General features: G+C 67.8%; 29 protein-coding genes. 19 read left to right on the plus strand and 10 right to left on the minus strand.

Annotated features, from left to right (window positions below; translation table 11 throughout):
* Positions 1-29 precede the first annotated feature (29 nt).
* A complete protein-coding gene (locus HAV22_RS14380) occupies positions 30-1,040 on the minus strand; it encodes a hypothetical protein (protein WP_166859774.1) in 1,011 nt (336 codons plus the stop codon).
* A gap of 224 nt (positions 1,041-1,264) precedes the next feature.
* Here HAV22_RS14380 and HAV22_RS14385 point away from each other — a divergent pair, with 224 nt between their 5' ends.
* From HAV22_RS14385 to bufB, 8 genes are all read left to right on the plus strand, one after another.
* Positions 1,265-1,450 carry a hypothetical protein gene (locus HAV22_RS14385; RefSeq protein WP_166859775.1) on the plus strand — a complete coding sequence of 62 codons (186 nt, stop codon included), beginning with the start codon at positions 1,265-1,267 and terminating at the stop codon, positions 1,448-1,450.
* A complete protein-coding gene (locus HAV22_RS14390) occupies positions 1,432-1,935 on the plus strand; it encodes a hypothetical protein (protein ID WP_166859776.1) in 504 nt (167 codons plus the stop codon). Before HAV22_RS14385 ends, HAV22_RS14390 begins: the two co-directional genes overlap by 19 nt.
* Positions 1,936-1,950: 15 nt before the next feature.
* Positions 1,951-3,543 carry an ExeA family protein gene (locus HAV22_RS14395; RefSeq protein ID WP_166859777.1) on the plus strand — a complete coding sequence of 531 codons (1,593 nt, stop codon included), beginning with the start codon at positions 1,951-1,953 and terminating at the stop codon, positions 3,541-3,543.
* A 1-nt stretch (position 3,544) separates the two neighbouring features.
* Complete coding sequence (locus HAV22_RS14400; RefSeq protein WP_166859778.1) at positions 3,545-4,303, plus strand: general secretion pathway protein GspB; 759 nt, start codon at positions 3,545-3,547, stop codon at positions 4,301-4,303.
* Complete coding sequence (gene mobB / locus HAV22_RS14405; protein WP_371869654.1) at positions 4,290-4,826, plus strand: molybdopterin-guanine dinucleotide biosynthesis protein B; 537 nt, start codon at positions 4,290-4,292, stop codon at positions 4,824-4,826. Before HAV22_RS14400 ends, mobB begins: the two co-directional genes overlap by 14 nt.
* A gap of 92 nt (positions 4,827-4,918) precedes the next feature.
* The gene (locus HAV22_RS14410; RefSeq protein ID WP_166859779.1) at positions 4,919-5,119 is read left to right on the plus strand and encodes a YjfB family protein; all 201 of its coding nucleotides are present in this window, start codon (positions 4,919-4,921) and stop codon (positions 5,117-5,119) included.
* A gap of 240 nt (positions 5,120-5,359) precedes the next feature.
* Positions 5,360-5,629 (plus strand): BufA1 family periplasmic bufferin-type metallophore, encoded by a 270-nt coding sequence (locus HAV22_RS14415; RefSeq protein ID WP_166859780.1) that lies wholly within the window; start codon positions 5,360-5,362, stop codon positions 5,627-5,629.
* A 6-nt stretch (positions 5,630-5,635) separates the two neighbouring features.
* Positions 5,636-7,285, plus strand: a complete 1,650-nt coding sequence (bufB, locus tag HAV22_RS14420; RefSeq protein ID WP_166859781.1) for an MNIO family bufferin maturase — start codon at positions 5,636-5,638, stop codon at positions 7,283-7,285.
* A 40-nt stretch (positions 7,286-7,325) separates the two neighbouring features.
* Here the strand turns inward: bufB and HAV22_RS14425 are convergent, their stop codons facing one another.
* The 3 genes from HAV22_RS14425 to fumC form a co-directional block, all read right to left on the minus strand.
* The gene (locus HAV22_RS14425; protein WP_166859782.1) at positions 7,326-7,613 is read right to left on the minus strand and encodes a DUF883 domain-containing protein; all 288 of its coding nucleotides are present in this window, start codon (positions 7,611-7,613) and stop codon (positions 7,326-7,328) included.
* 136 nt (positions 7,614-7,749) lie between these two features.
* Positions 7,750-7,962: an RNA-binding S4 domain-containing protein gene (locus HAV22_RS14430; RefSeq protein WP_166859783.1), complete on the minus strand. Its 213-nt coding sequence runs from the start codon at positions 7,960-7,962 to the stop codon at positions 7,750-7,752.
* Positions 7,963-8,081: 119 nt separating this feature from the next.
* Positions 8,082-9,476: a class II fumarate hydratase gene (fumC, locus tag HAV22_RS14435; protein ID WP_166859784.1), complete on the minus strand. Its 1,395-nt coding sequence runs from the start codon at positions 9,474-9,476 to the stop codon at positions 8,082-8,084.
* A 93-nt stretch (positions 9,477-9,569) separates the two neighbouring features.
* Here fumC and HAV22_RS14440 point away from each other — a divergent pair, with 93 nt between their 5' ends.
* Positions 9,570-10,844 carry a FimV/HubP-related protein gene (locus tag HAV22_RS14440; protein ID WP_166859785.1) on the plus strand — a complete coding sequence of 425 codons (1,275 nt, stop codon included), beginning with the start codon at positions 9,570-9,572 and terminating at the stop codon, positions 10,842-10,844.
* 428 nt (positions 10,845-11,272) lie between these two features.
* Positions 11,273-11,650 (plus strand): winged helix-turn-helix transcriptional regulator, encoded by a 378-nt coding sequence (locus tag HAV22_RS14445; protein WP_166859786.1) that lies wholly within the window; start codon positions 11,273-11,275, stop codon positions 11,648-11,650.
* Between the two features lie 55 nt (positions 11,651-11,705).
* On the opposite strand, the gene HAV22_RS14450 is transcribed toward HAV22_RS14445, so the two are convergent.
* A complete protein-coding gene (locus HAV22_RS14450; RefSeq protein ID WP_166859787.1) occupies positions 11,706-11,990 on the minus strand; it encodes a flagellar protein FliT in 285 nt (94 codons plus the stop codon).
* A 203-nt stretch (positions 11,991-12,193) separates the two neighbouring features.
* Between HAV22_RS14450 and HAV22_RS14455 the strand changes: the two genes are divergently transcribed.
* From HAV22_RS14455 to HAV22_RS14465, 3 genes are all read left to right on the plus strand, one after another.
* A complete protein-coding gene (locus tag HAV22_RS14455) occupies positions 12,194-14,260 on the plus strand; it encodes a M13 family metallopeptidase (RefSeq protein ID WP_166859788.1) in 2,067 nt (688 codons plus the stop codon).
* Between the two features lie 175 nt (positions 14,261-14,435).
* The gene (locus HAV22_RS14460) at positions 14,436-15,062 is read left to right on the plus strand and encodes a class I SAM-dependent methyltransferase (RefSeq protein ID WP_166860009.1); all 627 of its coding nucleotides are present in this window, start codon (positions 14,436-14,438) and stop codon (positions 15,060-15,062) included.
* Positions 15,063-15,152: 90 nt separating this feature from the next.
* The gene (locus tag HAV22_RS14465) at positions 15,153-15,332 is read left to right on the plus strand and encodes a CsbD family protein (protein WP_091659400.1); all 180 of its coding nucleotides are present in this window, start codon (positions 15,153-15,155) and stop codon (positions 15,330-15,332) included.
* A gap of 136 nt (positions 15,333-15,468) precedes the next feature.
* Here the strand turns inward: HAV22_RS14465 and HAV22_RS14470 are convergent, their stop codons facing one another.
* From HAV22_RS14470 to HAV22_RS14490, 5 genes are all read right to left on the minus strand, one after another.
* Positions 15,469-17,688, minus strand: coding sequence for a S9 family peptidase (locus tag HAV22_RS14470; protein ID WP_166859789.1), 2,220 nt, complete (start codon positions 17,686-17,688; stop codon positions 15,469-15,471).
* Between the two features lie 253 nt (positions 17,689-17,941).
* Positions 17,942-18,265, minus strand: a complete 324-nt coding sequence (locus tag HAV22_RS14475) for a low molecular weight protein tyrosine phosphatase family protein (protein ID WP_166859790.1) — start codon at positions 18,263-18,265, stop codon at positions 17,942-17,944.
* Positions 18,262-19,692: an MATE family efflux transporter gene (locus HAV22_RS14480; protein WP_166859791.1), complete on the minus strand. Its 1,431-nt coding sequence runs from the start codon at positions 19,690-19,692 to the stop codon at positions 18,262-18,264. Before HAV22_RS14480 ends, HAV22_RS14475 begins: the two co-directional genes overlap by 4 nt.
* 98 nt (positions 19,693-19,790) lie before the next feature.
* Positions 19,791-20,699 (minus strand): c-type cytochrome, encoded by a 909-nt coding sequence (locus HAV22_RS14485; protein WP_229421239.1) that lies wholly within the window; start codon positions 20,697-20,699, stop codon positions 19,791-19,793.
* A 129-nt stretch (positions 20,700-20,828) separates the two neighbouring features.
* On the minus strand, positions 20,829-21,725 hold the full coding sequence (locus tag HAV22_RS14490) for a hypothetical protein (RefSeq protein ID WP_166859792.1): 897 nt from the start codon (positions 21,723-21,725) through the stop codon (positions 20,829-20,831).
* A 251-nt stretch (positions 21,726-21,976) separates the two neighbouring features.
* Here HAV22_RS14490 and HAV22_RS14495 point away from each other — a divergent pair, with 251 nt between their 5' ends.
* The 6 genes from HAV22_RS14495 (at position 21,977) to HAV22_RS14520 (ending at position 26,708) form a co-directional block, all read left to right on the plus strand.
* Complete coding sequence (locus tag HAV22_RS14495; protein ID WP_166859793.1) at positions 21,977-22,921, plus strand: DnaJ C-terminal domain-containing protein; 945 nt, start codon at positions 21,977-21,979, stop codon at positions 22,919-22,921.
* A 3-nt stretch (positions 22,922-22,924) separates the two neighbouring features.
* Complete coding sequence (locus tag HAV22_RS14500) at positions 22,925-23,245, plus strand: chaperone modulator CbpM (RefSeq protein WP_166859794.1); 321 nt, start codon at positions 22,925-22,927, stop codon at positions 23,243-23,245.
* Positions 23,246-23,335: 90 nt separating this feature from the next.
* The gene (locus HAV22_RS14505; protein WP_166859795.1) at positions 23,336-24,667 is read left to right on the plus strand and encodes an Nramp family divalent metal transporter; all 1,332 of its coding nucleotides are present in this window, start codon (positions 23,336-23,338) and stop codon (positions 24,665-24,667) included.
* Positions 24,668-24,751: 84 nt separating this feature from the next.
* Positions 24,752-25,327 carry a type 1 glutamine amidotransferase domain-containing protein gene (locus tag HAV22_RS14510; RefSeq protein WP_166859796.1) on the plus strand — a complete coding sequence of 192 codons (576 nt, stop codon included), beginning with the start codon at positions 24,752-24,754 and terminating at the stop codon, positions 25,325-25,327.
* A 140-nt stretch (positions 25,328-25,467) separates the two neighbouring features.
* The gene (locus tag HAV22_RS14515; protein WP_166859797.1) at positions 25,468-26,055 is read left to right on the plus strand and encodes a type 1 glutamine amidotransferase domain-containing protein; all 588 of its coding nucleotides are present in this window, start codon (positions 25,468-25,470) and stop codon (positions 26,053-26,055) included.
* A gap of 74 nt (positions 26,056-26,129) precedes the next feature.
* Entirely contained in the window at positions 26,130-26,708 is a 579-nt protein-coding gene (locus HAV22_RS14520; RefSeq protein ID WP_166859798.1) for a helix-turn-helix domain-containing protein, read from the plus strand.

The following is a 26,708-nucleotide window of genomic DNA, read 5'->3' on the forward strand; positions in this document are numbered from 1 at the left end:
GGAAAAGCGAGGGTGGACGGCGGCCCGCTCTACTTCACCGGCGCGACCGTAAAGCCGGCCTGTTCGAGATCGGCCAGCAGGCCGCCGCAATCGGCCGCGTCGTGCCGCGCCGCGAACAGGTTGCGCACGGGGACGACGTAGAAATGCGTGCCGCCGTCGGCCAGCGCGTTCATGCGCCGGATCCAGCCGTGGTTGCGCGCGCAGACGAGGCCCGCGTCCAGTGGTGCCAGCCGCGCGAACGGGCCGCCGGCGGCGGGCGCACGGTTGCGCAGCAGCGCGTCGAAGTCGTGCGTCAGGCGCGGGATGGCGCGGGCGGCCGGCTCGGCGGCGTTGTCGACGACGTCCTGCAGCAGCAACGTGCGGCGCGGGCCGGACGCGCAGTAGGCGCGCATCATGCCCGTGCGGTCGTCGATGTCGTGCACGGCGACGTCGGGCCGCGCGCGGATGAGCGCCGCCGCCACGTTGCCGCGCGGCGCGTCCGCCGCGGCGCCTTCGGCCTTGTGGCCGGCCGCCAGCGCGGCCGCCTGGTCGCGCGCGAACTGCAGCAGCGTGAACTCGTCGCTCATCTCGATCAGGCGTGCCCACGAGCGTGCCTGCGTGTCGGGGTCGGGCGCCTGCGCCAGCGCCTTGACGTCGAGGGCGTCGCGGCGCGCCATGTCGGCCTGCAAGGTGAGCGTGAGGATGCGCTGGCGCACGTCGTTCAGCCGGGCGATGCCGGCCTCGTCGAGCTGGCGCAGGTCGCAGCCGGGATTGGCGTCGAAGTCGGACGGCGCTTCGGCGCCGTCGCCCACGCCTTCGACGGACAGCGTGCTTGACGCCCGCAGGGCCGGCAGCACGGCGCGCGTGTAATAGCCGTCGAATTCGGCGGGCAGGCCCACCGAGGTCGCCGCCAGCACGTACAGCACGGTGGTGCCGTGTTCGGGCGCGGTGCGCGTGGCTTTCCACAGCCGCGGCGCGGCGGCGGGTGCGGCGGACGCGGCGCCCATCGACAGCGCGAGCAGGCAGGGCAGGAGGCGGGCGAGGAAGCGGGCGGTCGTCATGGCGGCGATTATAGGCCGCCGGGCCCGCGCACGGCCGAGCTGGACATGACAGTTTGTCCACGCGGCATCGGCGCACGGACGCGTCCCGCCGTGAATGTGGCTCGAGCGCAACGGCGCCGCCGGCCGTGCCGCCGCGCTCGCTGGTCCGGACGCACGGCCACAGGCTGACCCGTGGCCGGAACGGGGGCCGGATGTCATAATGGGCGCTCGTCAAGGAGAACACAGTGATCCGCTACATAGGCACCCGCAAGAATGCGGACGGTGCCTCCGTTTATGTATTCATCGTCAACGGCCTGGAAAAGGAAGTGCGCGAGCACGCCCTCAAGCAGCATCCCGGCTGCTACGAGGCGCTGCCGGCCTCGGTGAAGGCGAAGATCGCCGCCAACCGGGCATGGCTGTCCAGGCTGTGATGCTGCGCCGCTGCGCCGGCCTGCTTGCGCTCGCGTTATCCCTGGCCGGGGCGGCGCGCGCGCAGACGCAGGACAAGCAGCCCTCGACCTTCGGCCCCGTCATCGGCGCGGCGCTGCTGTGCCACGACCATCTCGACAACGCGTATTTTTATTCCTGGCTGACGACCCATTTCGGCCCGCCGTACAAGCATACGGGCGGCGCGTACTGGTTCCGCACGGGCGACGCGACGCTGTGGGGTGCACCCGTGACGGAGGTGATGGTCAGCGACGACACGAGCGAGTGGGTGTTCGTGGGCGCCGTCGCCGACGTGCCGCCGGACGAACTGGAACAGGCCGTCAACAAGGCGGCCGGCGTGCGCCACGTGGCGGCCAACGCATCCGCGTACCCATTGCGGATATCCACCCCCGGCAGCACGATCGCCTACTACAATGCCAAAAGCAAAATATACTGCGCGAAGTTCAAACCGCTGCCGCCGCGCCGGTAAGCCTTTGGTATTGGTATGTACACAAATTATTTTCATCTGAAGCAGGCGCCGTTCTCGATCGCGCCCGATCCGCGCTACCTGTTCATGAGCGAGCGTCACCGCGAGGCGCTCGCGCACCTGCTGTACGGCATCGGGAGCGGCGGCGGCTTCGTGCTGCTGACGGGCGAGATCGGCGCCGGCAAGACGACCGTGTGCCGCTGCTTCATCGAGCAGGTGCCGGACGATTGCCGCCTCGCCTACATCTTCAATCCGAAGCTGACGGTCGAAGAACTGCTGCAGACGATCTGCGACGAATTCCGCGTCGACGTCGCGCCGGGCGGCGGCGTGAAGGCCTATGTCGACGCGATCAACGCCTACCTGCTCGACAGCCACGCGCGCGGCCACAACAACGTGCTCGTGATCGACGAGGCGCAGAACCTGTCCGCCCAGGTGCTGGAGCAGTTGCGCCTGCTGACGAACCTCGAGACGAGCGAGCGCAAGCTCCTGCAGATCATCCTCATCGGCCAGCCGGAACTGCGCGCCATGCTCGCGCGGCCGGAACTGGAACAGTTGGCCCAGCGGGTCATCGCCCGCTACCACCTGGGGCCGTTGTCGGCCGCCGAGACGGACGCGTACGTCGCGCACCGGCTGGCCGTCGCGGGCGTGCAGGGCGCGGCGCCCATCCCGTCCGCGCTGGCGCCGCTGATCCACCGCCTGACGGATGGCGTGCCGCGCCGCATCAACCTGCTGTGCGACCGTGCGCTGCTCGGCGCCTACGTCGAGAACAGTCGCGAGGTCACGGCGAAGATCCTGCGCCGCGCCGCGCGCGAAGTGTTCGCCGGCGACGCGGCGGCGGCCGCCGGCACCCCCCGTCCCGCGCTGCGCTGGCCGTTCGTGGCCGGCGGCGTGCTGGCCGGCGCGGCGCTCAGCGCGGCCGCGTGGCAGGCCGTGCCGCACAGCGCGCCGCCCGCGCCCGTCGCCGTGAAGGCGGCCGCCAAGCCGGCACCGGTCGCCGCGCCCGCCGACGCGTCCGCGCAGCCGCTGGCGCTCGGCACGCAGGACGAGGCGTTGCGCGCACTGGGCGCCCTGTGGGGCCAGCAATTGCCGGCCGGCGCCCCGTGCGACGGCGCGCCGCGCCTGGGCCTGCGCTGCTACCAGGGCCACGGCGGCCTGTACGAACTGCGCCTGCTCGACCGGCCCGCCATCATCGGCCTGCACGACGGCCAGCGGCTCGGCTACGCCGTGCTGACCGGCATCGACGACACGAGCGCCACGCTCACCATCGATGGCCGGCCCCATACGGTGAGCCTCGGCGCGCTGGCGACCCGCCTGGACGGCGAGTACACGACGTTGTGGAAGATGCCGCGCGGTTTCCGCGACCAGGTGAGGCCGGGCGACAGCGGGCCGGACGTCGACTGGATCGCCGCCCGCCTCGCGGAACTCGATGGCAAGCACGCGGCTCCGCCGCCGGGCCAGGCCCTGGACGCGCCGACGCGGCGCCTGCTGCGTGCGTTCCAGGTGAAGCAGAACCTGAAGGCGGACGGCCTGGCCGGCCCGCGCACCTATATGCGGCTGAACCAGCTCTCCGGCGTCGCCGAGCCGCGCCTGTTGGCAGCCACGGGAAAATGATATGTCCTACATCCTCGAAGCCCTGAAGAAGGCCCAGGCCGAGCGCCAGCTCGGCAATGCGCCGACGATCCACGCGCAGCAAGCCGTGCCCGTGGCGCCGGCCCGCGCGGCGGGCGGCCGCAAGCCGCTGCTCGTCGGCCTCGGCGCCGGGGCGCTCGTCGTCGCGGCGGGTGCGCTGTTCGTGTGGCGCCAGGCGCCCACGGCCGCGCCGCACGCACGGTTCGACGCCGCACGCACGCCCGCGCCGGCGCCCATGCGCGCGCCGGATGCCCTGCAGGTGAGCGCGCCGCCCGCGCCCGCGCGCGTGGCCGAACCGCCGATCGCCCCGGCGCCGCAGGTCCCGGGCGCACCCATGTCGGTGGCCCAGACCGGCGCCACACCCGCACCCGGCCGCGGCGCCGAGCCTGCGGTCGCGCGTCAGGCACCCGCCGCGCCCGCGCAGGTTGCCGCGCCCCCCGCGCGAACGAACGAGCCCGCGGCAGCCCGTCCGGCGCCCCCCGCGCAGGCCGCCGCCAAACCCGCCCCCGAGGACAGCCTGCCGTTCCTGCAGCAACTGCCGGACGCCCAGCAACGCGACATCCCCCGCGTGACGTTCGGCGGCTATATGTATTCCGCGAATCCGGCCGACCGCCTGCTGCTGGTCGACAAGACGCTGCGCCACGAGGGCGAGGAAGTCGCGCCCGGCCTCGTGCTGGAAAAGCTGTTGCCCAAGGCCGCCGTCATGAACTACCGGGGACTCCGCTACCGTGTCGTCTACTGAGGCCGGCGGCCGCGGCCCCGTGCTGGGCGTCATCGGCTGGTCCGGCAGCGGCAAGACGACCTTGCTGGCCTGGCTCGTCGGCCGGCTGGCGGCGGCGGGGCTGCGGGTCAACGTCGTCAAGCACAGCCACCACGACATCATGCTGGAGCCGCCGCACAAGGACAGCGCCCGCCTGCGCGCGGCCGGCGCGGCCGAGGTGATGATCGCGTCGCCGTACCGCGTGGCGATCATGCGCGAGCTGCGCGGGGCCGCCGAGCCGCCGCTGGCCGAGCACCTGGCGCGCCTGTCGCCGGCCGACCTGACGCTCGTCGAAGGCTATAAATGGGAAGCCATGCCGAAGCTGGAAGTGTACCGGCCGGAAGTCGGCAAGCCGCCGATGTTCCCGGACGACCCGCACATCGTCGCCGTCGCGTCCACGATGGCGCGCCCGGAGGGGCTCGCGGCGCACGTGGCGTGGCTGGACCTGGAAGACCCGGACGGCGTCTTGCGCTGGATCTATCAATTCAATCGCCTGCCGGCCTAAAGTCCGCGCCGATCCTGCCGTTAATGGAGATGACTGGCAGCACGGGCGCACTTGGCGCCCGGCCGGCCGTCGAGACCATCACAGGAGTGCATATGGACGTCATGGGTATCGCCAAGCTCGCCACCAGCATCGCCGACACGGGCACCCGCCAGGACGTCGCCGTCGCGGTGCTGAAGAAAGCGCAGGACATCGAGGCCGCCCCGGCGACCCAGCTGCTGGAAGCCGTGCAGGCCGCGTCGCCCGCACCGAACCTGCCGTCGCACCTGGGCAACCACGTCAACACGACGGCCTGACGGGCGCGTCAACGGAATCGCCGCGCCCCGCGTTATCGGCGCAGTACCCGGCACCACGGGGGCGGCCACACAACGACAATCCGCTCAGCCGCCACCAACGGGCTGCGCAGCGGCGACCCGAAGCGTCCCGCGCGCAGCCGCCAACGGCCGCCCCGGCCGGCGTACACTTCCCCGCATCCCGCCCGACCGCGCTAGAATGCTTGCCATAGTGCATGTACGCACGACCCATCGGAGAAACCCATGAATAAACGACAAGCCCTGATCGCCGCCGCGCTCGCGAGCGTCTGCGCCGCCCAGGCATCGGCCACCGGCCAGACGGATGCGCAGCCGGGCGCCGAGGAAAAGTGCTATGGCGTGGCGAAGGCCGGCCAGAACGATTGCGGCACCTCCACCCACGGCTGTGCCGGCCTGGCGAAGTCGGACAACGATCCGGGCGAATGGAAATTCGTTCCGAAGGGCACGTGCGACAAGGCGGGCGGCAAGCTGAAACCGCCGAAGAAGGAAAAGTAAGCCGCGATGCCCGTCATGGCCGCCGCTGACCGGCCCGCACAAGGCGCCGGCATCGGCCTGCGGCCGCCACACTACCGCGCCTTCCTCGACGACAAGCCGGCCGTCGGCTGGGTCGAGGTGCACACGGAAAACTTTGTCGCGCGGGGCGGCCACGACTGGCACGTGCTGCGCGCGGTGCGGCGCGACTATCCCGTCAGCCTGCACGGCGTGGGCCTCGGCCTCGGTTCCGTGCACGGCTTTTCCGACGGCCACCTGGCCCGCGTGGCCGCGCTCGTGGCGGCCATCGAGCCGGCCCTCGTCTCCGAACACCTCGCGTGGGGCGCGCTGCGCGACCGCCAGCTGAACGACCTGCTGCCGCTGCCGCTGGACGGCGCCGCGCTGGACCTCGTCGCCACGCGCGTCATGCGCGTGCAGGATGCGCTCAAGCGCCGCATCCTCGTCGAAAACGTCTCCACCTATGTGCGCTTCGCGGACGATGCGACGAGCGAGGCCGGGTTCCTCGCCGAACTCGCGCGCCGCACGGGCTGCGGCGTGCTGCTGGACGTGAACAACCTGTACGTCAACGAGCGCAATCATGGCGAAGATCCGTACGCCGCCATCGCGGCGCTGCCGCGCGCGAGCGTGGGCGAGATCCACCTGGGCGGCCACCTCGTCACGGCGGACGGCGTGATCGACCACCACGGCGCCCGCGTCGCGCCGCCCGTGTGGGACCTGTACCGCGCGGCGCTGGGCCGCTTCGGCGCCGTGCCCACGCTCGTCGAATGGGACACGGACCTGCCGCCGCTCGCCGTGCTGCTGGACGAGGCGGCGCGCGCGGACGCGATCGCCGCGGCGGCCGGGCAGGGCGCCGGCAGTGACATCATCGTCACCGTCGATCCGGCGCCGCGCGTCGACCTGGACGCCGTCCAGCAAGCGTTCGGCACCGCGCTGTTCGATGCTGCCGGCGACACGGCGCTCGCCCCGCTGCTGAAGGGCGGTGCGCACCGCGTCGGGATCTACCGGGGCAATCTCGCGGCGCACTGGACGCGCGCGCTGGCGTCCGCGTATCCCGTGCTGCGCCGGCTCGTGGGCGGCGACTTCTTCGAGGCGCTGGCTGGCGTGTTCGGCCGCGCGCATCCCGCGCGCGACCCGGACCTGAACCGCTTCGGCGAAGCATTGCCGGATTTCCTCGCCGGTTTCGCGCCGGCCGCCGGCTACCCGTACCTGCCGGACGTCGCGCGCCTGGAGTGGAGCGTGCACGAGGCATGGTTCGCGCCCGATGACGACGGCCCGGCGCCGACGCTCGCGGGCCTGGCGCCCGATGCGTTCGAGGCCGCGCGCGCCGTGTTGCATCCGGCGCTGCGGCTGCATGCGTCGCCGTGGGCCACGGTGGCGCTGTGGCGCGCGCACCAGGACGGCGGTCCCGCGTTTCCGGACGTGCTGCGGGCGGACACGCACGCGCTCGTGAGGCGCGCGCGCGTCACCGTGGCGGTGGAGGCGATCGGCCCGGCGGAGTACGCGGCGCTGGCCTGTCTCGCGCACGGCGGCACGTTCGGCGCGGCGCTCGACGCGGCGTTCGACGTGGACGGGGACTTCGATGTGGCCGCGCATCTGCGGCGCTGGCTCGATGGGAGAATCGTGCGGAGAATCGTGCGGAGAATCGTGACGGCGCAGTGAAGCGGGGACAGGCGGCGCCGCGACCGGGCGCGCCGTGCCGTCAGTGGTAGAAGGCGCGCAGGATGCGTTCTTCGCCGGTGCGGTCGTGATGCAGCTCGTTCGCCGCGTGCGTCGCTTCCATCATCCGGTTCAGCTGTTCTTCCTCGAAGCGGGCCAGTTCCTCGTTGGCTGCCGTGAGCGCCACCGCCAGCTTGGCACGGGCGTTCTGGTACACGACACCGGTGTAATGGTCGGTATTCTTGAGCAGCTCTTCCGCGTTTTCGATGACGAGGCGCAGGTCGCCGATGAGGCGCTGCTGCGTCATTGAGCTTGGTTCCGGGGTTTCCATCTTCCTCACCTTTAGCCGAATTTACGACTTCAATATAGAGAAGGGGGACTGCCCAAGTTTGTCAGCGCGCAAACGTCAATCCGTACCGTCGGGGACGGCTTACCCACCGCGACCTTGTGGGCCGCGCGGCAACGCTTCAGCGCACCTGGATCCGGATGTCGCCCAAGGTCACGACCTGGCCCGCCCGGATCTTGGCCGTCTTGCGCAGTTCCTGCTTCCCGTCGACCGACACGTCGCCGCTGGCCACGACGTGCTTGCCGGCGCCGCCGCTGTCCACCACGCCGACCAGTTTCAGCAACTGGTTCAGCTCGATGAACTCCGATGTCAGTTCAAAAGTTGTTGTTTGCATCATTCTATCCCTGGATAACAATCGGTGTCGTACGGTTGTGTTCGTTTAGACAACACCTGGAAAAAAAACAACGCCGCCCCCGCGCGGGCGGGGACGACGTTCGATGGCCATGCGGCGGCTCAGTCCGGGCTCGGCCGCGTCATCTCGATGGGCACGATCCACTGGTCGAACTGCGCCTCGTCGACGAAGCCCGACTGCAGCGCGGCCTGGCGCAAGGTCAGCCCGTCGTGCTGGGCCGTCTTGGCGATCTGCGCGGCGCGATCATACCCGATATGCGGTGCCAGCGCCGTCACCAGCATCAGCGATTGCTCCATCAGCTCGCCGATGCGCTTGCGGTTCGGCTCGATGCCGCGCGCGCAATGCTCGTCGAACGAGCGCATGCCGTCGGCCAGCAGGCGCGCGCTCTGCAGGAAGTTGTGGACGATCATCGGCTTGAACACGTTCAGCTCGAAATTGCCCTGCGCGCCGCCGAAGGTGATCGCCACGTCGTTGCCGAACACCTGGCAGCACAGCATCGTCAACGCCTCGCACTGCGTGGGGTTCACCTTGCCCGGCATGATCGAGCTGCCCGGCTCGTTTTCCGGGATCGTGATCTCGCCCAGGCCGGAGCGCGGGCCGGACGCCATCCAGCGCACGTCGTTGGCGATCTTCATCAGCGCCGTGGCCAAGGTCTTGAACGCGCCGTGCGCCAGCACCATGGCGTCGTGGCCGGCGAGGGCCATGAACTTGTTCGGCGCCGACTTGAACTGCAGGCCCGTGCGCGATGAGATCTCGGCCGCGATGCGGTTGGCGAATTCCGGATGCGCGTTCAGCCCCGTGCCGACTGCCGTGCCGCCGGCGGCCAGCAGCAGCAGGCCGGGCAGGGTGTTCTTGATCGCGTGCTCGGCGAATTCGAGCTGCGCCACGTAGCCGGAGAACTCCTGGCCCAAGGTCAGAGGCGTCGCGTCCTGCAAGTGGGTGCGGCCGATCTTGACGATGCCGACGAAATCGCGCGACTTGGATTCCAGCGTGCCGCGCAGCTTCGCCACGGCGGGCAGCACGTCCTTGGCGACGGCCAGCGCGGCCGCCACGTGCATCGCGGTCGGGAACATGTCGTTCGACGATTGACCCATGTTGACGTGGTCGTTCGGATGCAGCAGGCGCGCCTCGCCCCGTTCGCCGCCCAGCAGTTCGGACGCGCGGTTGGCCAGGACCTCGTTCATGTTCATATTGCTTTGCGTGCCGGAGCCCGTCTGCCAGACGGACAGCGGGAATTCGGCCGGATGGCGGCCTTCCAGCACTTCGTCGGCCGCGCGGATGATGGCGTCGGCCTTGTCCTGCGGAAGTTTGCCGAGCGAGCGGTTGACGGCGGCCGCGGCCCGCTTCACCTGCGCCAGCGCGGCGACCAGCTCGGGCGGCATCGTCTCGCTCGAGATGTGGAAATGGTGCAGCGAGCGCTGCGTCTGCGCGCCCCACAGATGGCCGCTCGGTACCTCGATCGGGCCGAAACTGTCCTTCTCGATCCGGTTTTCCATGGATGTGTCCTGTTGGTTTGACAATGGAATTAAAGAGTGTACCGCAACGGCCGTTAACGACGCAGAAGCCTCACTTTCCCACGCACCCACGCCATGGCCCGCCGCACCCGCCTTTTCCTCTCCAGCCTTGCTCCGTTTGTGCTCGTGTCGGCGTTCGTTTCCGTCCACGCGGCCGAGCTAAGCGATCCGCGCGTGTCGTCGCACATCGGCCAGCCGCTCGTGGCCGACGTGGAGCTGACCTTGCTCGACGATCCCGCCACGCCCGTGCAGGTGCGCGTGGCCAGCCCGGAGGTCTACAACGGCGCCGGCATCGCCGTGCCGCCCGTGCTGGCCAGCCTGAACCTGTCCGTGATGCGGCGCGACGGCCGCCAGTTCCTGCACGTGACGTCGCTGCGCCCCGTCGACGCGGACCACGTGCACCTGTACCTGGAGCTCGTCGACAAGGGCCAGCGCGCCGTGCGCCTGGCCACGCTGTGGCTGACGCCCGATCCCACGCCGGCACCGGCGCCCGCGCCCGCGCGCGTGGCCGCACCGGCACCGCTGCCCACGGCGGCGGCCGATGCCATGCTGCTGGCCCAGGTCGAGCGGGCTCGCGCGGCACGCGCCGCTGCGACCGCCGCCGCCGAACCCGCCGCCGCGCCGATCCCGCCCCGGCCGCAGGTGCGACGCCCGCCACCGGCGTCCGTCGCCAAGGCGCCCGCACTGCCGGTGGCGCAGCCGGACGCCCATCCGGCCGCCTGCGCGCGTCCGGCCGCGGAAGCGCAGGCGTGCGTCGCGCTCGGCGCGAAGAACGACGAGTTGCGCGCCCGGCTGGGCCAGGTCGAGGACCGGATGAAGAAGCTGCAGGTGTCGCTGACGGCCCCGGTCGGCGCGAAGCCGCCGGCCGGGCCCGAGCGCAAGGAAGGTGGCGCCAAGGCCGAGCCGGCCAACATCGCGCCGGCGCACGTGGAGGTCGCCAAGCCCGAGTCCGCCAAGGCTGCGCAGGCACACATGGACGGCGTCAAGCCGGAGCCCGCCAACGACGCCAAGCCGGCACCGGAAGCACCCAAGCCGGCCGCCGCCGTTCCGCCCGCGCGGGCGAAGCCCATCGTGCCGGCCGGCCCGCGCCCCATCCGTTCGATCAAGCCGCTCGTGGTGCACCCGCCGAACGCGCCGCCGCCGGATGACGGCCTGCCGTGGGGCAGGATCGCCGCCGTCGCCGGTGTGCTGGCGCTGGGCGGGGCAGGGGCGTTCGTTGTCGTCCGCCGGCGTCGAGGCGGTGCTGGCGGCGGTGGCGGCGGTGGCGCGGGCCCGCTCGCCAGGCTGAGGGCGCGCTTCGCGGCACGTGCCGCGAAGGCCCAGCAGGCCGCCGAACCGACGCTCGACTGATCCGGAACCATGTTCACTACAGCGCACAAGTCGTCTACACAAGTCCGATTTATGCGTTATACTGTGTTCCGATGATCTTTTGATCACAGATCAATGATCATAAAACGGCCCAGGGTCCGCCGCAGCCACCACCGATAGCGTGGCGCGGGGCCGGACAATCGCTGAGGAAGCGCCTGGGACCGGAAGCGGTTCGCCTGCCGACAGGGGCAGGTGGACGCCGGATGCAACCGGCAAGAGGCGACGCCAGGGGATGCCTGGTGCTCGCTCTCCCCGATACCGGCGGCACGTTGATGACGGGCCGCCACGACAAACAGCTCAGCCCGCGCAGACGACCCGTCGCTGCGCGGGTTTTTGTTTGGCCGGGCGCGTTGGCCCCATGCCCGGGTTATCGCTACCATGGTGCTTCATCCGATCGATGAGGAGGGGACATGAACGACGCCTCGCCGGCGCGCGCGCCGCGTGCCGACCTGTTTTCCGAATACTGTCCGTCGCGCGACGTGTTGAAACACGTGACGAGCCGCTGGGGCGTGCTGCTGCTCGTTGCGTTGCTGGACGGTCCGCAGCGCTTCGGCGAACTGCGCCGCAAGGTTGGCGGCATCAGCGAAAAGATGCTGGGCCAGACCCTGCATTGGCTGGAACAGGACGGTTTCGTGCAGCGCACCGCGCACCCGGTCGCGCCGCCGCACGTGGACTACCGGCTGACGCCGCTGGGCGAGGGCATCGGCCGCAAGGTCGGCGACGTGGTGGCGTGGATCGAGGGGAACCTGGACAACATCCTGGCGGCGCAGGCGGAGAAAGCGGCCTAGAAAGCAAAAAGCCCCTGGACCGCGGTCGAGGGGCTTCGAATTGGGCGGCGGCGGATCAGTGCGCCGGGCTCAGCGCGCGGTCCAGCTGGCCCATCCACGGTTCCGTGATGTCGCGCACGGCGCGGTCGTTGGCCATGATCTGCTTGAGCAGGTCGATCTTGCGCTTGCGCTCGACGCCGGCCAGCGGCGGCACGCCGCTTTTCGCCGCGCTCGCCTGCAGGGCACACTGCGTTTCCAGTCGGGCCAGGTCGTCCCAATCCCCTTCGCGCGCGGCCACCGCCATGCGGTTGCTCAATGCGGCGATGTTTTCGTACATTGCGAGGACTTCGTTGGACGTCATGACTGCGCTCCACCAGGGTGACAACACCGGCCGGATTACCGGTTGTCTGTCTTTTACGGCAGCGTTTTGGGGAACTTTAGGGCTTTCGAAAGTTTTTTTTGAAATTTTTTTCCGGACGGCGCGCTATAGTGCTTGCCGGCGCATGCCGCTGTGCCGGCGTGTGCCATGACGAGACCGACGAACCTGAACAATAAAGGGACATCATGAAACTCAGCAGGACTCCGATCAAGACCGCCATCGCGCTTATGATGTGCGGCACCGCCCTCGTTACCACGGGCGCGGCAGCATCCGGGCAGACTCCGCCCGCGGCCGCACCGGCCGGGACCGCCCAGGCCGCGCCGCGGCCCGGCGATGATTTCTTCGCCTGGGCCAACAAGGACTGGCTTGCCAAAACGACCATCCCCGAGGACCGCAGCCGGTGGGGCGCCATGGACAACCTGGCGGAAGACACGAACCAGCGCATCGTCAAGCTGATCGAGGCGGTCGGCGCCGGCAAGAAGGCCGGCCCGGAAGCGCACAAGGTCGCGAATTACTTCAACGCCTACATGGACGAGGCCGCGATCGAGGCGCGCGGCGCCGCACCGCTGAAGCCCGAGCTGGCGCAGATCGCCGCCATCAAGGACAAGGCCGGCCTCGTGCGCGCGCTGGGCGCGTCCGTGCGCGCCGACGTCGACCCGCTGAACAATACGCATTTTGCGACCGAAAACATCTTCGGGCTGTGGGTGTCGCCCGGCCTGCACGACCCGGCACACAACTGGCCCTACCTGCTGCAGGGCGGCCTGGGCATGCCGGACCGCGCGTATTATCTCGACAACAACGAGCGCATGGCCGGCCTGCGCACGCAATATCAAAAACATATCGCCGCGATGCTGAAACTGGCGGGCACTGCGACGACGGACGCCGATGCCGACGCACGCGCCGCGAAGATCTTCGCGCTCGAGGTCGACATCGCCAACACGCACACGACCCGCGCGGACTCGGCCGACGTGCTGAAGGCCGACAACACGTGGACGCGCAAGGATTTCGCCGCCAACGCACCCGGCATCGACTGGGACGCATTCTTCAAGGCCGCGCACCTGGCCGACCAGGACAAGTTCATCGTCTGGCACCCGTCCGCCGTGAAGGGCGAGGCGGCCCTCGTCGACAAGACCGACCTCGCCACGTGGAAGGACTATCTCGCGTTCCACACCATCAACCGCATGGCGAACGTGCTGCCGAAGGCGTTCGTCGAGCAGCGCTTCGAGTTCTACGGCAAGGCGCTGTCCGGCACGCCGCAGCAATCCGTGCGGTGGAAGCGGGCGCTGGGCGCCACGAACGAGGCGATGGACGAAGCGGTCGGCAAGCTCTATGTCGCGAAGTATTTCCCGGCCGATAACAAGGCGCAGCTGCAGCGGATGGTCGCGAACATCGTGACGGCGTTCGGCAAGCGCATCGACAAGCTCGACTGGATGGCACCCGCCACGCGCGCGCAGGCGAAGGACAAGCTGAAGACCCTGTACGTCGGCGTCGGCTACCCGGACAAGTGGAAATCGTACGTGGGCCTGAAGGTCGACCCGAAAGATGCGTTCGGCAACGCGCTGCGCGCCGAGGCGTTCCACACGGGGCAGGAACTGGCAAAGCTGCACACGAAGCCGGACCGGACCGAATGGTCGATGCCGCCGCAGCTCGTCAACGCCGTCAACCTGCCGCTGCAGAACGCGCTGAACTTCCCGGCCGCCATCCTGCAGCCGCCGTTCTTCGACCCGAAGGCGCCGGATGCCGTCAACTACGGCGCGATCGGCGCCATCATCGGGCACGAGATCAGTCACAGCTTCGACGACCAGGGTTCGCAGTTCGACGCCCAGGGCCGCCTGCGCGACTGGTGGACGAAGGACGACATGGAGCACTTCAAGGCCGCGTCGCACAAGCTCGTCGAGCAGTACAACGCGTATAAACCGTACCAGGACCTCGCCGTCAACGGCCAGCTGACCTTGTCCGAGAACCTGGCGGACCTGGCCGGCCTGGAAGCGTCGTACGACGCCTACCGCGCGGCCGCCGGCAAGAATGCGACGCAAGAGACCGACCGCCAGTTCTTCACGGGCTATGCGCAGAGCTGGCGCACGAAGGCGCGCGAGGCGGCCGAGCGGCGCGGCATCCTGACGGACGGGCACGCGCCGCCGCGCTACCGCACCGCCACCGTGCGCAACCTGGACGCCTGGTACAAGGCGTTCGACGTGCAGCCGGGCCAGGCGCTGTACCTGCCGCCGGACGAGCGCGTGCGCGTCTGGTAAGCCTTCGCTGACGGGTACCGGCGGGGTAAATCCTGTCCGGCGGGTAAGCTGCGCCGGCGAGAAAGAGGCCCGGACTAGAATAACCGGGCATCTTTCATCGTGGTTTTTGCTCATGAAACAGCATTATCTCGACGTCCGCCGGCGCATCGTCCACTCTCACCCTCCCATCCCCGACATGACCGACGACGACTACGAAGACATCACGCAGCGCACGCTGCACCATTACGACGACAATGCGCGCCGCTTCTTCGCCGGCACGATCGACCACGACGTCAGCCAGAACATCGAGGCGCTGCTGACGGCGATCGAGGCGCCGGCACCGTACACGCTCCTCGACTTCGGCTGCGGTCCGGGCCGCGACCTCAAGACGTTCGCCGCGCTGGGCCACCACGCCATCGGCCTGGACGGCAGCGCACGCTTCGTCGAGATGGCGCGCGAGTACAGCGGCTGCGAGGTGTGGCAGCAGAACTTCATCTACCTGCATTTGCCGGGCGCCACGTTCGACGGCGTGTTCGCGAACGCATCACTGTTCCACGTCCCGCGCGACGTGCTGCTGAAAGTGCTGAACGAACTCAACGCGGCATTGAAGCCGGGCGGCGTGCTGTTCAGCTCGAACCCGCGCGGCCATAACGAAGAGGGCTGGAACGGCCCGCGCTACGGTTGCTTCCACGATTACGCGGCGTGGGAACGCTTCGTCGTCGCGGCCGGTTTCGTGCCGCTGCGCCACTATTACCGACCGGAAGGATTGCCGCGCGAACAGCAGCCCTGGCTGGCCAGTGTCTGGCGCAAGCCGCTCTGTTAGGTTGCGTACAGAATGAAGATCGGCATGCAATTAACCTGCATGCATCCCGCTTGATTCAGCAGGCGGTCTTACCCACAAGGAGATACGGACATGAACGACGACCAAATCAAAGGTAAAGCCAAGGACATCGGCGGCAAGGTGCAAGAGGAAGTCGGCAAGGTGGTCGGCAGCAGCGAGCAGCAAGCGAAGGGCCTGTCCAAGCAAGTCGAAGGCAAAGTGCAGGAAAAAGCCGGCGATCTGCGTGACGCGATCAACAAGGGCAACCGCTGACAGTTCGGTAGTGCAGGCATGGTGGGCGGAGGCCGCCCACCCTACGGCGTCGCGGTAGGGTGGGCACCCCGTGCCCACCAGGCAAAAACGGCCGCGGATGCGATGCACCCGCGGCCGTTTTCATTGTCGCGACGACTCAGTTCGGCGCCGTCCCGCTTAGGTTCTTCTTGAAGAACGCGTCGATCAGGCCGTACACATGGCGCTGTCCTGCACGCGACGAAATGCTGTGCTTGGCGCCGGGATACGTCATCAGCTCGAACCGCACGTTGCGGTTGACGAGCGCGTCGATCAGGCGTGTGGAATTCGTGAACAGCACGTTGTCGTCGGCCATGCCGTGCACGAGCAGCAGCGGCGACTTCAAGCCGTCCAGGTGCGCGAACACGCCGCTGCGCTCGTACGCGGCCGGGTCGGCCTGCGGCGTCGCGCCCACGAACTGTTCCGTGTAGTGCGTGTCGTACAGCGACCAGTCCGTCACGGGCGCCACCGCGACACCCATCGCGATCTTGTCCGACCCCGCCTCCAGCAGGCGCAGGGTCATGAAACCGCCATAGCTCCAGCCGAACACGCCCACGCGCTTCGGATCGACGAAACTTTGCTGCGAGAGCCAATCGATGCCCGTCAGCTGGTCCTCGACTTCATGCGCGCCGAGGTTGCCGTAGATCACGTCCGTGAACGCGCGCTCGCGCCGCGACGAGCCGCGGTTGTCCAGCACGAACACGACGAAGCCCTGCTGCGCCATGTACTGGTTGAACAGATTGCCCCACTGGCGCGTGACGCGCTGCGAATGCGGGCCGCCGTACGTGAACAGGAACACGGGGTAGCGCTTGCTCGCATCGAAGTTCGCGGGCTTGATCATCGAGTAGTACAGCGTCTGCCCGTCGTGCGCCTTGATGCTGCCGTATTCCGTCGGCAGGTGGTCCGCCACGTATTTCGCGTACGGATGCGACGCATTCAGCTCGTTATGCTCGAGCCACTCGACCATCGTGCCGTCCGCGCGGCGGATCGATACTTGCGGCGGCGTGTTCGGATCGGAGAACGTGTCCACGAAGATCTTGCCGTTGCGTGCGAACACGTCTTCGTGCCAGCCGTCCTGCTTCGTCAACCGCACGGGCTTGCCGGCATTGCTGCCATCCAGGTTCAGCGCGTACGCCTGCTTGTCGACGACGGCGTCCTTGTTCGATGCGACGTACACCTTGCCGGCCTGTTCGTCGACGGCGAGGATGTCGTCGACGCCCCATTCACCGCGCGAGATCGGATGCAGCAGCTTGCCCGACATGTCGTACAGGTACAGGTGCTTGCGGCCGCTGCGCTCCGACGCCCAGATGAAGGCGTTCTGGCGGCTGAGGAAGCGCAAGTCGTCATGGATGCCGACCCACGTTTTCGACGTCTCCGTCAGCAGCGGGCGTTGCGCGAGCGTGGCGGCGTCGACGGCGACGAGGTCCAGGCGCTTCTGGTCGCGCGACTGGCGCTGGTAGACGAGCGTCTTGGCGTCCGCGCTCCAGTCCGCGCGCACGAGGTAGATATCCTTGTCCGGACCCAGGTCGACCCGCTTCTGCGCGCCCGTCGCCGGGTTCACGATCATCAGGTCGATCAGCACGTTCTTCGCGCCCGCGGCCGGGTAGCGTTGGTCGATGACTTCCGTGCGGTCGGCGAAGATCTCGAAGCGGCGCGCGACGGGCACTTGCGCCTCGTCGTAGTGGCGGTACGCGATGGCGGAATCGTCCGGCGCCCAGTAATAGCCGGTCTGCTGGTCCATTTCTTCCTGCGCGACGAATTCCGCTTCGCCGTTGTGCACGGTGCCTGTGCCGTCCGTCGTCAGCTGGCGTTCCTGGCCCGTCGTCAGGTCGATGACGAACAGGTTCTGGTCGCGCACGTACGAGACGTAACGGCCCTTCGGCGAAATCTTCGGATCGCCGACGTTGCCCGACGCGACCTTGCGCGCCGCTTCCGGCTTGTTCACGTCGACGAGGTACAGGTCGCCTGCGATGGGGACGAGCAACTGCTTGCCGCTGGGCGACCAGCTATAGCTCAGGATGCCGGACAGGCTCGCCGTGCGCGCCCGTTCGCGCCGCGCCTTTTCTTCCAGCGACAGGTTCTCGTTCGGGACCAGCTGCTTGGAGTCGACCAGGCGGTGCGTGGTCTTGTCCTTCATGTTGAATTCCCACAAGTCTAGCTGGAACTGGTTGTCGGTGCGTCCGCGCAGGAACGTGACGCGCTCGCCGTCGGGCGAGACGCGCAGGCTGCGGACGCCAGGACCGGACAACGCCGGGTCGGCGTGGATACGGTCCAGCGTCAGCCGTTCCGCCGATGCGGGAACGGCCGACAATGCGGCTAAAAGGCAGAGAAGAAGGCGCATGGGTTTTGGGTAGTGTTTATAGGAATGGGTTTGTGCAACGGCGGAACGATACCAGAGTCGTTCGGGAAACGCTGTAACGACAGGGGCAAGGGACGTGTCAATGATGGATGAACTGTAATGTGTGCAAACGATTCCATGCACTATGATCATTTCGTCGGCGCCCCAATGCCGACAATAGGATGAAACTCTCTCCTAGGGTTACGCCGATGGATTCCCCGTCCATCGGCTTTTTTTTGCCCGCCGGGCAGAGCGTTCAGCGCAGGTACGGGCCGACCTTGGCTTCGAGCAGCGCGACCAGTTCCGGCTGCATGTACTCGTACTCGTCCGGAATGTCGAGACAGATCACGCGCTTGCCGTTCAGGTGGCGCCTGAAGCGCTGGCCGAGGCGATTCCTGTGCAGTTTTTCCATGACGAAAATGACGTCCGCCCAGGCGATCTGTTCCGGCGACAGCGGCACGTCGGCATCGTTGCCGAGACCCGCCGAATCCGTGGCGATATCGGGCCAGGTGGCGAATACGTGCTCGGCCGTCGGGCTGCGCAGCCGGTTCTGGGTGCAGATGAACAGCACGCGCCTCATCGCGTTTCCGTGACGGGCGCATGCGCCAGGTCGCGCACGCGCAGCTTCGACAACTGGTGCAAGCTCCACGCGAGCAGGACGGCGGCCACGGTCAGGCCGAGCACGAGGCCGATCCAGAATCCCGTCGCGGCCATCGGCTTGCCGGGCGACCAGGGGAACCAGCTGGGTGCCAGGCCGAGGATCCAGCCGACGGGCAGGGCGACGCCCCAGAACGCGATCATCTGGATCACCATCGGCGAACGCGTCACCTTGTAGCCGCGGATCGCGGACGCGGCCGCGACCTGCGTCGCATCGGACAGCTGGAACAGCGCGGCGAACAGCAGCAGCATCACGCAGGTGGCCTGCACGGCCGCGTCCGACGTGTACATCGCCGCGATCTGCCAGCGAAACACGGCGATGCAGAGGGCGGAGATCAGCCCGAACGCGATGCACATGCCCGTGCCGACCCAAGCGACGAAACGCGCGCGCACCGCATTGCCTTCGCCCATCGCCTGGCCGACGCGGGTGAGCGCCCCGATGCCAAAACTCAAGGGCACCATGAACACGAGCGACACGAAGTTCAGCGCGATCTGGTGCGCCGACACTTCGATCACGCCGAAGCGCGCGACGAGCAGGCTGATGATGCCGAACGCGCTGACCTCCGCGAAATAGGTGACGCCGATGGGCAAACCGAGGCGCAGCATGCTGCCGATCTCTTTCCAGTTCGGCCCTTCCCAGCGGGTGAACGGATACGTCTGGCGATACACGGGCGACACCTTGATCCAGACGACCATCGCGGCCAGCATCAGCCACAGGCCGGTCGCCGTCGACACGGCGCAGCCGAGCGCGCCCAGCTTGGGCAGGCCGAACTTGCCGAAGATGAACAGCCAGTTCATGACGATGTTGTACAGCAGGCCGCAGACGGCGATGACCATGATGGGCTTGGTCTCGTTGATGCTCGTCGTGTAGCCATACAGCGCGCGGTAGCAGGCGAACGCGGGCATGCCGGCGCTGAGGATGTGGAGAAAGGTCGCGGCGCGTCCGGCCACGGCCGCGTCGAGGCCAATGTGGTCGAACACGAGCGTGCACAGGTTCGCCGCGAGCAAGCCCGCGACGCCGACGCCGACACCCATCCACAGCGATTCGCGCACCGAGTGCGAGATGCGGTCGAAGCGCGCGGCGCCCATCTCGTGCGACACGACGGAGTTCACGGCCATCATGATGCCCATGACGGTGACGAGGATGATCGACCACACGGACGTGCCGAGCGACACGGCGGCCAGTTCCGCCGCGCTGACGTGGCCCGTCATGGCGACGTCGGCCACGCCCATGCCGACGGTCGCCAACTGCCCCACGAGCATGGGCCAGGACAGCCGCCACAGCGTGGCGATCTCGGTGCGGACGGGATGCGCCGCGCGGGCGCCGGTGCGGGTCGGGTTGGGCGTCATGATCGGTTTGCTTGGGAAACCGAGCATTCTACTGAGGAATCGGCAGGCCCGTGCGACCCGCGCATGCGGCCCGTGCGTGACGCGCGCGCGTGGGCGTCTCAGCGCTGCGCCAAGGTCGTCTCCGGCACCGACTTCAGGTAGGCGTACAGTGCCCGCACGTCCGTCTCGTTCATCTGCCTGAGCGAGCCGAACGGCATCACGGAACTGATGGCGCTGCCGTCCGGCCGGCGGCCCGTCCTGAACATCGCGATGAATGCCTCCGGCGTCGGATAGCGGTTCAGCGCGCTGCCCTTGCCGGGCGCGAGCCGGGCGGCAGGCGGCCACGCGGGCGGAGCGCCGGGGACGCGGCCGCCGGCGAGGTCGGCGCCGTGGCAGCCGGTGCACGTGGCGGCGACATAGGCGCCATAGGCCGGCGTGACGGCGGCCGGCACGGCCTGCGGCGGAGCCAGTGTGTGGTCGATCTTTTCGGACGCGTCCTTGATGACGCCGAAAGCGTACAGCGCCTTGACGGGCACGGGCACGTCGATGACGGCCTTCACGCCGGGCACGGGGCGCATCTGTTCGAGGTAGGCGACGAGGGCCGCCATGTCGTCGTCGCTGAGGCGGCTGTAGTCGTCGCTGGGCATCACCATGACGGGATTCCCGTTCGGCTTGACGCCGTGCCGTACCGTGCGCACCCAGTCGACGACGCGGTAGTGCGCCGTGGCGCCGTTGGGTCCGGCCGTGATGTTCGGAGCGACGACGAGCATGCCGCCGTCGCGGACGACGGTCTTGCCGGCGCCGTCCGCGCCGTGGCACTCGGCGCAGCCGCGCGTGTTGTACAGGTAGCGCCCGTGGTCGACGCGGGCGACGTCGGGCACGATGTCCAGCGGGCGCACCAGCAATGCGATGCTGCGCGCCATCTTGCGTTCACCGAGCACCTTGCCGACGCCGGCCGTGGCGACACCCAGCAGCGCGAGTGTCGCCAACGCGATGCTCGTGCGCTTGACCCATTTGCTCACCATCATTTCCCCCTTGTTGGACAAACGACAACACGAGGACTCTAGCATTGCCGTGCATGGCCGGATACTGGTTGAAATGCTAATGGCGGACAAATGTGCGTAATGCGGCCTAGGTCAAGCGTGCGTCACGAACCTTTATTTGGTCGTGAAGTTCGTGAGCCACTGCAGGTTGGTGTCCTTGGCCCAGTTCGCCGTGCCGTTGTTCCAGTTGCTGTCCAGGCTGTTCTGGCTGCCGAAGCAGTCGCCGGACGCCCGCATGTAGCAGTGGTCGGCCGAGCCGTCCGCGACCTGGCTGTTCTTGACGATGATCCAGCCGCTGTCATTGCTGTTCATGCAGGCGTAGGAACCGGCCGCGCATTTCAGCCCGGTGACGTTCTGCAGCGAGGTCTGCACCGCGGACTGCGTGCCGCCGGCGAAGTTGTCCTTTTCGCCGTCGACGGCGCGCAGCCGGTCGCTCGGCAAGGTGCGGTTGCCGTTCGAGACGCAGGACGACAGGTCGTACGTCGAATACACATTGCTCATGCCGATGCCGTACGCGGCCTGCACGCGCGCGTCGTAGTTCTTGGCCAGCAGCGCGAGGATCGAGCCCTGGCTGAAACCGCCCACGACGATGCCCTTGCTGCAGTCGGCCTTCGCGCGCGAGCACAACTGCGCCACGGCGCTCAGCGTGCTGTTCGGATTGAAGATGCAGCTCGACTTGGCGCCCAGCACGGAGCACGTGCCGAACTGGGATTCCGCGTAATCGACGGTGGCCGCGATATAGCCCTTGCTCGCCATGTCGTTCACGGCGGCCATCGCGGCCGCGTTGTTATAGGTTTCGTTGGTGCCGACCATGTAGATGAACACGGGATACGGCCCCGTCCCGGACGGCTCCGCACCGGCGATGCTGTAGCTCATCGAACACGAGCCGCCGGACGTGCCGGCACCGTTGTAGCTGCTGGCGAAGCTCGTCGTTTGCGCGGCGGCCGCGCTGGCGGCCAAGGCGGACAGAAGGGCGGCGGCGAGGAGGAATCTCGAGCGGTTGGTGTGCATTGTCTGTCTCCATGTCGTTATTGATGTGTGATGTCCGATGCTAGGCCGGTCGCATGCATACATCAAAGGGCACGCGATGGCGTCAGGAGACAAGTCCATGCTTTCTGGAGCCCGGCCCCATGCTCAACGGTGCGAAACGGGGCGCGGCGTGCTAGTACAATCGGATGGGCGCGCCGGGTAGTAATTGAAAAGCAAGCCCCCCGCCACAACTTAGGGGGCATCCAACATCCAACCGATCCAGGAGCAAGCTCGTGGAATACAAGGACTACTACCAGGCCCTTGGTGTCGAGAAAACGGCGACCCAGGACGAGATCAAGAAGGCGTACCGCAAGCTGGTGCGGCAGTACCACCCCGACGTCAGCAAGCACAAGGACGCGGACGCGAAGACCAAGGAAATCAACGAAGCCTACGACGTGCTGGGCGACCCGGAAAAGCGGGCCGCGTACGACGAGCTTGGTCGCGGGCACCGTCCCGGCCAGGGCTTCCAGCCGCCGCCGGACTGGGGAACGCAATTCGATTTCGGTGGTGCCGGCGCGGACGATTTCTTCAACGACCTGTTCGCCCACGTGGGCCGGCGCTCGCGCGGGGGCGCGGGCGCGCATGCGGGCGGGGGCGGTGGCGGCTTCCAGATGCCCGGCGAGGACATCCACGCCGCCATCGCCATCGACCTGCGCGACGCCTACCAGGGCGCCACCCGCACGATCAGCCTGCGCGTGCCGCAGCACGATGCGCAAGGCCACGCGACCATGCAGGACAAGACATTGTCCGTGAACATCCCGAAAGGCGTGACGCCGGGCCAGCAGCTGCGCATGCGGGGGCAGGGCCATCCGGGCTTCGGCGGCGGGCCGGCCGGCGACCTGTACCTGGAAATCCAGCTGAACCCCGACCCGCGCCAGCGCGTCGAAGGCACGCACGTGTACCAGGACGTGCCCATCACGCCCTGGGAGGCCGCACTGGGGGCGACGATCTCCGTGCCGACGCCGTCGGGCACGGTCGAGGTGACGGTGCCGCCCGGGTCGCAGAACGGGCGCAAGCTGCGCCTGAAAGGACGCGGCATCCCGACGAAAACGCCGGGCGACCTGTACCTGATGCTGAACGTGGTGTTGCCGCCCGCCACGAGCGACCGTGCGCGCGAGCTGTACGAGGCGATGGCGCGCGACCTTGCCTTCAATCCCCGCGAACGCATAGGAGCCTGAACGATGCATGACGACATTCTCACCGGCGTGCTGCTGGAGGACGTGGCGCTGACCCTCGACGAACTGGCGCGTGCCTGCAACGTGGAGCCCGACTGGGTCGTGCGCCACGTGCACGCGGGCGTGCTGGGCGGCGAGACGAGCGTGCAGGTGACGAGCTGGCGTTTCCGCAGCGGCGACCTCGTCCGCGCCCGGCGGCTGCTGAGCGTCGAGCGCGACTTCGACGCCAACGAGGACCTCGCCGCGCTCGTCGTCGACCTGGGCGATGAAATCCGCCGCCTGCGCGCGCGCCTGCGCGTGCTGGGCATCGACGCCGGCATCGGCTGACGTTTCGCGCCGGCGCCTCGCGCGCCGGTGTTTCGGCGAGCTCGGGTGGAGCGCGGCGTGCGCGGCAAGCCCCGTGCTATCTTGCCGCCTATGCTCAAATTTCCGTCCAAGGCCACCGCACCGTTTTGTCCCTCCGAAGTCTCCGGCACCGTCAACGTGCCGGAGAACGATCCGCTGTGGAAAAAAATCCTGCGCTATGCCGGCCCGGGCCTGCTCGTGTCGGTGGGGTATATGGACCCGGGCAACTGGGCCACGGCGATCCAGGGCGGCTCGCAGTTCGGCTACGATCTGCTGTTCGTCGTCGTGCTGTCGAGCCTGGCGGCGATCGTGCTGCAATGCCTGAGCATGCGGCTGGGCATCGTCACCGGCAAGGATCTCGCCGTCCATTGCCGCGAGCAATATTCCCCCGTGCATTCGAAGGGATTGTGGGCGTTCGCGGAGCTGTCGATCATAGCGTGCGACCTCGCCGAGGTGCTCGGCTGCGCGCTCGCGTTCAAGCTGCTGCTGGGCGTGTCGCTGCCGGTCGGCGTGGCGCTGACGGCCCTCGACACCATCATCGTGCTGGGCCTGAAAGGCAAGGGGTTCCGCCAGCTCGAGGCCATCGTGCTTGGCCTGATCATCACGATTGCCGTGTGCCTGTTTGCGGAACTGTTCCTCGTCGATCCGGACCCGCGCGCCGTCGTGGCGGGCCTCGTGCCGTCGCTGGAGAAACTGGGCCAGCGCGACGCCCTGTATCTCGCGATCGGCATCCTCGGCGCGACCGTCATGCCGCACAACCTGTACCTGCACTCGTCCGTCGTGCAGACGCGCATCATGCGCCACGACCTCAACGAAGGCGGCGCGCGCCTCGCGGAAGCGATCAAGCTGTCGCGCATCGACACCATCGTGTCGCTGCTGCTGGCCCTGTTCATCAACGGCGCCATTCTCGTGCTGGCGGGTGCCGCGTTCTACAAGCCGGGTGGCGGCAACGTGATGGACATCGACCAGGCCTATTACCTCCTGGCGCCGGTGGCCGGTACGGCGGCCGCGGCGATCCTGTTCGGCCTCGCGCTGCTCGCGTCCGGCCAGAGTTCCACGTTCACCGGGACGATCGCGGGCCAGGTCATCATGGAAGGCTTCCTCAAGCTGAAGATTCCGTGCTGGCAGCGGCGCCTGCTCACGCGCGCGCTCGCGCTGGGCCCGGCGATGATCGGCGTGCTGACCTTGGGCGACCATGCGATCGGCAAGATGCTCGTCGGCAGCCAGGTCGTTTTGAGCCTGCAATTGCCCTTCGCCATGTACCCGCTGATTCGCCTGACGGGGCGGAGCGACCTGATGGGGCAGTTCGTCAATGCGTGGTGGACGACGGTGCTGTCGTGGTTCCTGTTCGTCGTGATTTCCAGCGCGAACATCTGGATGGTGTGGCAGGCCGTATCGGGCTGACCAATGCCGCGCGCCGCATCCTGCCGGGCGAATCTACAATCGGCTTCCTGCTTAGCCAATGCTAAACGCTGACAAGGAGGTTACATGCAACAAGGTAAGAACCAGGCCCTGCAGGGCAAACGGGTTGCCATCCTGATGACGGATGGCGTCGAGCAAGTCGAATACACGGGCCCGCGCGGGTTCCTCGAACAGCAAGGCGCCCAGGTGACGCTCGTCTCGCCGAAACCGACGGGCGACGAGATCCAGGGTTTCAATCACCTGACCCCGGCCGACAAGTTCAAGGTCGAACTGGACGTGCGCGACGCGCGCCCGGCCGACTTCGATGCGCTCGTGCTGCCGGGCGGCGTCGCCAATCCCGACCAGCTGCGGTTGTCGATGGAAGCCATCACGTTCATCCGCGCATTCGGCCGCGAGGACAAGCCGATCGCCGCCATCTGCCACGGTCCGTGGACGCTGATCGACGCCGACCTCGTCACGGGCAAGCACGTCACGAGCTGGCCCACGCTGCAGCTCGACTTGCAGAACGCGGGCGCGGAATGGACCGATGAGCCGGTCGTCGTCGACGGCAAGCTCGTCACGAGCCGCAAGCCGGACGACATCCCGGCCTTCAACCAGGCCCTGTTGAGCGAGCTGCAGTCGGCCGGGCAGACGAAGCACTGATCGATCCCGTCGCACGCTACACCGACGCCGACGCCCTTAAAGCGCCGGCGTTTTTTTTGCCCGGTGCCCGTGCGACGCGCCACGCGTGCCGTGCCTAGAATGGTTGATCGTCTTTATGCGTTCGACCAAAAGGAGTTTATATGGAACAAGTTTCCAGCAGGCCCTTGCAAGGCAAGCGCGTCGCCATGCTGATGACGGATGGCGTCGAACAGATCGAATACACGAGCCCTCGTTCCTTCCTGGAAGAGCAGGGTGCGACCGTCGTCCTGCTGGCGCCCAAGGCCGCGGGCGACGACGTGCAGGGCTTCAATCACATGCAGCCGGGCGACCGCTTCAAGGTCGAGATGAACGTGGGCGACGCCAAGCCTGCCGACTTCGACGGCCTCGTGCTGCCTGGTGGCGTCGCCAATCCGGATCAACTGCGCATGAGCAAAGAAGCGATTGACTTCATCCGCGATTTCGATGCCGAAGACAAGATGGTCGCGGCCATCTGCCATGGTCCCTGGACATTGATCGATGCGGGCATCGCCACTGGCAGGCACCTGACGAGCTGGCCCAGCCTCAAGCGCGACCTCACGAATGCCGGTGCCGAATGGACGGACGAAGAGGTCGTGCTGGACGCGAGGCTCGTCACCAGTCGCAAGCCGGATGATTTGCCTGCGTTTAACGACATGTTGCTGAAGGAATTGCTCGTCACGCCTGGAACGGATCCGGGGCCGACTTCCTGATGCCGTCCATTTTGCTGGAGGCATAATCCAGGATAGTTGACGGATGCTCTTTCATATTGGAGAATATATCCACTATGAAAGATGATTCCTCCGTCAACGGGCGTATCGCCCAACAAGTGCGCCTGCTGCGCAGTGAGCGTGGCCTGTCGCTGGACGCGCTGTCGAACCAATGCGGCGTCAGCCGGTCGATGCTGTCGCTGATCGAGCGGGGCGAAACGAGCCCGACTGCAGTCGTGCTCGACAAGCTCGCGGCCGGGCTCGGTGTGCCGCTCGCGTCGCTGTTCGACGACCCCGCATCCAGGGCCGAGCCCGTCGCGCGTTTCGCCGACCAGGTCGTATGGCAGGACCCGCATTCGGGCTATCTGCGCCGTAATGTTTCGCCAGAAGGTTTCCAATCGCCGACGCGTATCGTCGACGTCACGTTTCCCCCGCAAGCACGCGTGACGTACGAGGCGGGTGCACGCACGCCCGCCGTGTTGCAGCAGATCTGGATCCTCGAAGGCCGGATGGAGATCGCGTACGGCGCAGACACCTACCAACTGGAGACGGGCGACTGTCTCGCGGTCCCGCTCGACGCACCGATTTCCTTCCACAACCCCGGGGACCTGCCGGCACGGTACGCCGTCGTCCTCACCACGATAGCCAGGAGCTGA

The organism is Telluria antibiotica, from assembly GCF_011682055.1.
GTDB classification, from domain to species: domain Bacteria; phylum Pseudomonadota; class Gammaproteobacteria; order Burkholderiales; family Burkholderiaceae_D; genus Telluria; species Telluria antibiotica.

Bases quoted from the DNA above. Each gene is read 5' to 3' on its own strand.
- HAV22_RS14505 (WP_166859795.1), top strand. From the start codon at position 23,336: ATGCTCAAATTTCCGTCCAAGGCCACCGCACCGTTTTGTCCCTCCGAA.
- HAV22_RS14510 (WP_166859796.1), top strand. From the start codon at position 24,752: ATGCAACAAGGTAAGAACCAGGCCCTGCAGGGCAAACGGGTTGCCATC.
- HAV22_RS14500 (WP_166859794.1), top strand. From the start codon at position 22,925: ATGCATGACGACATTCTCACCGGCGTGCTGCTGGAGGACGTGGCGCTG.
- HAV22_RS14425 (WP_166859782.1), bottom strand. From the start codon at position 7,613: ATGGAAACCCCGGAACCAAGCTCAATGACGCAGCAGCGCCTCATCGGC.
- HAV22_RS14445 (WP_166859786.1), top strand. From the start codon at position 11,273: ATGAACGACGCCTCGCCGGCGCGCGCGCCGCGTGCCGACCTGTTTTCC.
- HAV22_RS14450 (WP_166859787.1), bottom strand. From the start codon at position 11,990: ATGACGTCCAACGAAGTCCTCGCAATGTACGAAAACATCGCCGCATTG.
- HAV22_RS14380 (WP_166859774.1), bottom strand. From the start codon at position 1,040: ATGACGACCGCCCGCTTCCTCGCCCGCCTCCTGCCCTGCCTGCTCGCG.
- HAV22_RS14395 (WP_166859777.1), top strand. From the start codon at position 1,951: ATGTACACAAATTATTTTCATCTGAAGCAGGCGCCGTTCTCGATCGCG.
- HAV22_RS14390 (WP_166859776.1), top strand. From the start codon at position 1,432: ATGGCTGTCCAGGCTGTGATGCTGCGCCGCTGCGCCGGCCTGCTTGCG.
- HAV22_RS14415 (WP_166859780.1), top strand. From the start codon at position 5,360: ATGAATAAACGACAAGCCCTGATCGCCGCCGCGCTCGCGAGCGTCTGC.
- HAV22_RS14460 (WP_166860009.1), top strand. From the start codon at position 14,436: ATGACCGACGACGACTACGAAGACATCACGCAGCGCACGCTGCACCAT.
- HAV22_RS14400 (WP_166859778.1), top strand. From the start codon at position 3,545: ATGTCCTACATCCTCGAAGCCCTGAAGAAGGCCCAGGCCGAGCGCCAG.
- HAV22_RS14465 (WP_091659400.1), top strand. From the start codon at position 15,153: ATGAACGACGACCAAATCAAAGGTAAAGCCAAGGACATCGGCGGCAAG.
- HAV22_RS14515 (WP_166859797.1), top strand. From the start codon at position 25,468: ATGGAACAAGTTTCCAGCAGGCCCTTGCAAGGCAAGCGCGTCGCCATG.
- fumC (WP_166859784.1), bottom strand. From the start codon at position 9,476: ATGGAAAACCGGATCGAGAAGGACAGTTTCGGCCCGATCGAGGTACCG.
- HAV22_RS14480 (WP_166859791.1), bottom strand. From the start codon at position 19,692: ATGACGCCCAACCCGACCCGCACCGGCGCCCGCGCGGCGCATCCCGTC.
- HAV22_RS14490 (WP_166859792.1), bottom strand. From the start codon at position 21,725: ATGCACACCAACCGCTCGAGATTCCTCCTCGCCGCCGCCCTTCTGTCC.
- HAV22_RS14430 (WP_166859783.1), bottom strand. From the start codon at position 7,962: ATGCAAACAACAACTTTTGAACTGACATCGGAGTTCATCGAGCTGAAC.
- HAV22_RS14410 (WP_166859779.1), top strand. From the start codon at position 4,919: ATGGACGTCATGGGTATCGCCAAGCTCGCCACCAGCATCGCCGACACG.
- HAV22_RS14470 (WP_166859789.1), bottom strand. From the start codon at position 17,688: ATGCGCCTTCTTCTCTGCCTTTTAGCCGCATTGTCGGCCGTTCCCGCA.
- HAV22_RS14520 (WP_166859798.1), top strand. From the start codon at position 26,130: ATGAAAGATGATTCCTCCGTCAACGGGCGTATCGCCCAACAAGTGCGC.
- HAV22_RS14440 (WP_166859785.1), top strand. From the start codon at position 9,570: ATGGCCCGCCGCACCCGCCTTTTCCTCTCCAGCCTTGCTCCGTTTGTG.
- HAV22_RS14485 (WP_229421239.1), bottom strand. From the start codon at position 20,699: ATGATGGTGAGCAAATGGGTCAAGCGCACGAGCATCGCGTTGGCGACA.
- bufB (WP_166859781.1), top strand. From the start codon at position 5,636: ATGCCCGTCATGGCCGCCGCTGACCGGCCCGCACAAGGCGCCGGCATC.
- HAV22_RS14475 (WP_166859790.1), bottom strand. From the start codon at position 18,265: ATGAGGCGCGTGCTGTTCATCTGCACCCAGAACCGGCTGCGCAGCCCG.
- HAV22_RS14455 (WP_166859788.1), top strand. From the start codon at position 12,194: ATGAAACTCAGCAGGACTCCGATCAAGACCGCCATCGCGCTTATGATG.